The sequence below is a fragment of the Nocardia farcinica genome (assembly GCF_029867845.1).
GTDB lineage: Bacteria > Actinomycetota > Actinomycetes > Mycobacteriales > Mycobacteriaceae > Nocardia > Nocardia farcinica_A.
This window is the reverse complement of record NZ_JARWRU010000546.1, coordinates 1-5,237: the sequence shown is the minus strand read 5'-3', so window position 1 is coordinate 5,237 and position 5,237 is coordinate 1. Positions and strand designations below refer to the sequence as shown.

Below are 5,237 nucleotides of genomic sequence, written 5' to 3'. Positions count from 1 at the left end.
GGGGGGGCCCGGGGGTGGGGTGTGGCGGCCCCCCACACCAAACTCCCCCACCCCCCCCCTTCCGCCGGCCCCCCCCCCCCCCCGGGGCCCCCGGGGGGGCCGCTGTCGCTGTCCTCGGGCTTCCTGCGCGGAGAATTCAGCCCACCGCGACGGCGACGGTCCTGGTCAGCGGCCCGCCTCCTGGTAGGCCTCGACCGCGGCCTCCAGTTCCTCCAGCGCCTTGCCGAAGTCCTCGAAGTTGCCGCTGCGCATGGCACTGCGCACCGCGTCGATCTTGCGATCCAGCTCGGCGGCCGCGGCGTCCTTGTCACGCGAACCGCTCGCCGGCGGCGGCGTGCTCTGTTGCTGCTGGTCGCCGTCCTCGGTGGGTGGGGTGACCTCGATGGCCGGCGGCGCGGAGCCGGGCCGAGGCCTGGTCGCCGGATCGCCGCCGGGCGGGGTGGCCAGCGCGCCCGCGCCGGGGATCACCTGGTTCAGCGCCTCGGCCAGCGTCGAGGCGTAACCGACCTTCACGCTGCCCGCCTGGTCGCGATAGCTGACCAGCACGCGCAGCAGCTGCGGGAAGGTGGCGGTGTTCGGGCCGGTGTTGCGTTCGTTGTAGAACGGCTCCACATAGAGGATGCCGCCGTCGGCGATCGGCAGGGTCAGCAGATTGCCGTAGCGGATCTTGTTGGAGTTCGACAGCAGCGTCTTCTCCTGGGAGACCTGCGGCGCCGTCGTCATGGTGTTCTGCGTCTGCTGCGGACCCTGGGTCTGGGTGTCGGTGGGCAGGCGCAGAATCGTGAACTTGCCGTAGTTCTCCGGGTCGGAGCGCACCGAGATGTAGGCGGAGAGGAACTGGCGGTTGTAGCCGACCATCGCGCTGGTCAGGTTGAACACCGGTTCCTTGCTGTCCTCGTCGCCCAGCAGCACGTAGTACGGCGGCTGGTTGAAGCTGCCGCCCTCGATGGTGGGATCGGAGGGCACCGACCAGAAGGCGTTGTTGGTGAAGAACTCACGCGGGTTGTCCACGTGGTACTTGGTCAGCATCTCCCGCTGGACCTTGAACAGGTCCTCCGGGTAGCGGAAGTGGGAGCGCAGCTCGTCGCTGATCTCGCTCTCCGGCTTGACCGAGTTGGGGAAGACCCCGCGCCAGGCCTTCAGCACCGGGTCGGTCGGGTCCACCTCGTAGAGGGTCACGGTGCCGTCGTAGGCGTCGACGGTGGCCTTGACCGAGTTGCGGATGTAGCTGACCTCCTTGCGGGGCAGCAGGCGACCGGTCTTCTTGTCGATGCTGTCCTCGACAGCGCCCTCCAGCGAGGTCTTCTGCGCGTAGGGGTAGTTGTCGAGGGTGGTGTAGGCGTCGACGATCCAGACGATCCTGCCGTCCACGACCGCCGGGTAGGCGTTGCCGTCGGCGGTCAGCCACGGCGCCACCTTCTGCACGCGCTCACGCGGGCTGCGGTTGTAGAGGATCTTCGACTCCGGGCCGATGGCCTCGGAGAACAGGATGTTGCGCTCGGCGTACTTGGCGGCGAAGGCCAGCCGGTTGAACCAGTTGCCGATCGGCACGCCGCCCTTGCCGGTGTAGGTGTACTGGGCCGTGTCGGAGTCGTACTCGCGCGGCGCCTGGCTCTCGGTCGCGCCGACGATCGCGTAGTCGGGATCGGACTGCGAGATCAGCTCGCCGTAGTAGACGCGCGGCTGCTCGACCCGGATGACCTGGCTGTCCTTCGGGGTGAACAGGTCGCTCACCATGAAGATCGGGTAGCCGGAGTCCGACGAGCCGCCGGTGGCGTTGGCGTCCTCGGACTGCGGCTTGTTGACCCGGTTCGCCGGCGCGGCCACGAAGCCGTTGCCGTGGGTGTAGACGGTGTGCTTGTTGATCCAGTCGGTCTGGTTGCCGGTCAGCGCCGCGGGCGAGAGCTCGCGGGCCGCGACGATGAAGTCCTGGACCTGACCGTTGATCTCGTAGCGGTCGATGTCCAGCGATTCCGGGAAGCCGTAGAAGTTCTTCAGCTGGCGCAGCTGGGTGAACGTCGGCGAGAGGATGTTCGGGTCGAGCAGGCGGGCGTTGCCGATGGTGGCGGCGTCGACCGGCACCTCGAGCGGGCTCTTGGAGCTCTCGCCGGGATAGTCCTTGTACTCGATCTTGTCCGAGGTGATGCCGAAGGCGTCGCGGGTGGCGGCGATATTGCGCTCGATGTACTCCGACTCCTTGTCCGCGGCGTTCGGGCGCACCGAGAACTGTTCGATGACCAGCGGGTAGACCGCGCCGACCAGCACCGAGGAGAGCACAAGCAGGGCGGCGGCCATGGCGGGCACGCGCAGGTCGCGCAGCACCACGCCGGCGAAGAAGGCCAGCGCGCAGATGACCGCGATCGCCAGCAGGATCAGCTTGGCGGGCAGCACCGCGTTGATGTCGGTGTAGGAGCCGCCGTAGAAGGTGGGCTCCTTGCGGGAGCTGGACAGCAGGTCGTAGCGGTCGAACCAGTACGCGACCGCCTTGAGCAGCACGAACAGTCCGGCGATGACGGCGAGCTGGATGCGCGCGGCGCGGGTCAGCAATCCTTCGCGGCCGGTCAGGCGCAAGCCACCGAAGATGTAGTGGGTCACCAGGTTGGCGAAGAAGGCGATCACCACGGCGACGAACATCCAGTTCAGCACCATGCGGAAGAACGGCAGGTCGAAGGCGTAGAAGCCGACGTCGAGGCCGAACTGCGGATCCTTGGTGCCGAAGTCGCCGCCGTTGAGGAACAGCTGCGTGGTCACCCAGTTGGACTGCGCGACCAGACCGGACAGCACGCCGAAGACCACGGGGATGCCGATGCCGAAGGTCTTGAGCCTGCCCGTCACGGTGCTGCGGTAGCGGGCGATCGGGTCGTTGGGCCCGGCCTGCGGCACGAACAGCAGTCTGCTGCGGTAGGCGAGCAGCAGCGCCAGCCAGACCGACACGCCGATGAACAGGCCGACCACGACGAACAGCGCGATGCGGGTGAACAGCACCGTCGTGAAGACCTCGCGGTAGCCGACCTCGCCGAACCACAGCCAGTTGGTGTATGTGTCGGTCAGCCGTGGACCGAACAGCAACAGCGCAGCCAGGACGACAGCCGCCACCAGCAGCGCGCGGCTGCGTCGCGTCAGCGAAGGTAAGCCGGTTGGGGGCCGCATGCCCACGATGCCACACTCCAGGTGTCCGGCGGCTCCCTCGCACCGTTCCCGGTCCGGGGCACCGCAGTCCGACGTTGCGTCCGATCCGCACGGATCGTTCGCGCCCACTCTACGGAAACGGACATTACAACGCTGGCGGGGTCGTGACCGGCGACTCGGCGAGCCTTTCGCACCGGGTCCGCCTCGCGCATCGGCGGCGGGTGAAAAGATGGCGTGGTGACCGCTGATCTGCACGCCGAACTCGTCCTGTCCCGCGCCGTCCGAGAGGTGGCGGAGTTCGCCGACGGCGAGGGCTGGGGAAGACCGCCGCAGATGTTCGCGCTGGTCCCCACCGAGGACCTGGTGGCCGCCGAGCCCTCCCTGCTCGACGAGCTCGACCGGGGCAACGAGCTGACCCCCATCGCCCAGGAGCCGCTGCCGGAAGACATCACCGGCGGCTCGATGGCCCTCGACGAATTCCTCGCCACCACCACCTGGCCGGAGGCCGTGCGCGGCTGCGTGCTGGTGCAGGAGATCGTGGTGCTGCCGCCGGACGCCGAGAGCACCCTCGACGACGCGCTCGGTCCGTTGCTGGCCGATCACGAGGCCGCCGACGCCGCGGGCAGGGCCGCCGCGCTCGAGCACCCGGGCCGCCGCGAGGCGCGGCTGTTCGCCGCGGTGCTGCGCGGCGGCGTGTCGCTGGCGCTGCTGCAACTGCGCCCCGACGCGGACGACGACGAGTTCGGCGATCTGGACCTGCGGACCTATCCGAACCTGGCGTCCAACGTTCTCGAGGCCCTGCACCACACGCTCGACGACTGAGCTCGCCGATCGCGCTTTCCCCCGGGAGTCCGCTCGGGGAAGCGCTCAGTCGCAGCCGGGCGCTTCCCCGCCCTCGTTGATCGCCGCCAGCGACCGCACCGCGCCGTCCAGGCTCTCCACCTTCACCAGCCGCAGGCCCTCGGGCACCCGCTGCCTGGCCTCGTTGCAGTTGGCGGCCGGGACCAGGAAGGTCTCCGCGCCCGCCTCCCTGGCGGCGATCATCTTGTACTGGATGCCGCCGATCGGGCCGACCGTGCCGTCGGTCTCGATGGTGCCGGTGCCCGCGACGAAATCACCGCCGCCCAGTTCGCCGGGGCTGAGCTTGTCGATCAGCGCCAGGCTGAACATCAGGCCCGCCGAGGGACCGCCGATGTCGGCCAGATTGAAACTGACCTCGACCGGCGGGCGCGCGCCGGTGCCGATGGTCACCCCGAGCACGCCCTTGCTCTCGTCCTCTGGATTGGCCTTCAACACGAACTCGGCGGTGGCCTCCCGGCCGTCGCGCCGGTACACCACGGTCAGCGGGGTGCCCGGGGCGCGCGAGCTGGTCTCGTGCACCACGTCACCGGGGGTGTTCGCGCGCACGCCACCCACACTGACGATCTCGTCACCGGGTTCGAGCACGCCGGCGGCCGGGCTGTCCTCGCCCACCTGGCGCACCAGCACGGCGGTCGGCAGTTTCAGGTAGTTCATCGCGGCCACCTCGGCCGCGCTCTCGGAGTTGCGGAACTCCTGCTGGTTGGATTCCTCGATGACCTCGCGGGGCACATCCGGCGGATAGACCTCGGCGCGCGGGACCAGGCCGTGCTTGCCGCTGGCCCAGAAGCCGAAGGCCTCGTAGAGATTCAGCCCGTCGCGCACCGACACGGTCGTCATGTTCAGGTGCCCGGTGGTCTCGTCGAGTTCGGCGCCCTGCACGTCCACCACCGGCACGCCGTCGTAGGCGCCGAGGGTGTCGAAGGTGGGGCCGGGGCCGAGCGCGACGAAGGGCACCTGGACCACGGTGCCGAGCACGCCGAGCACCAGCACCGGGACGAGTGCGACCAGCAGAGTGGAGATCCGACGATTCACCCCGCCCACACTAGAGGTTTCGCTGTCCGCGTAATGGCGCGGCACGTGCACCGATGCGGGCGGTGTCCCATGTCGTGGGACCGCGCGGTCCGCGTAACGTGGTGAGTATGAGTGACACCCCGTTCGGATTCTCCGGCCGCGACGAAGACGACGACGCGCGCCAGCGCGGCGCGGCGCCCTTCGGTCCCGGTTCAGGCAATCCGTTCGGATTAGCG

The 5,237-nt window shown here is 69.1% G+C and carries 3 protein-coding genes; 1 reads left to right on the top strand and 2 read right to left on the bottom strand.

Annotated features, from left to right (window positions below):
* Window positions 1–165: 165 nt before the first annotated feature.
* A complete protein-coding gene (locus QH283_RS11840; RefSeq protein ID WP_280503055.1) occupies window positions 166–3,156 on the bottom strand; it encodes a UPF0182 family protein in 2,991 nt (996 codons plus the stop codon).
* 210 nt (window positions 3,157–3,366) lie between these two features.
* Between QH283_RS11840 and QH283_RS11835 the strand changes: the two genes are divergently transcribed.
* Window positions 3,367–3,951, top strand: a complete 585-nt coding sequence (locus QH283_RS11835) for a PPA1309 family protein (protein WP_414689629.1) — start codon at window positions 3,367–3,369, stop codon at window positions 3,949–3,951.
* Window positions 3,952–3,996: 45 nt separating this feature from the next.
* On the opposite strand, the gene QH283_RS11830 is transcribed toward QH283_RS11835, so the two are convergent.
* A complete protein-coding gene (locus QH283_RS11830) occupies window positions 3,997–5,022 on the bottom strand; it encodes a YlbL family protein (protein WP_280503053.1) in 1,026 nt (341 codons plus the stop codon).
* Window positions 5,023–5,237 lie beyond the last annotated feature (215 nt).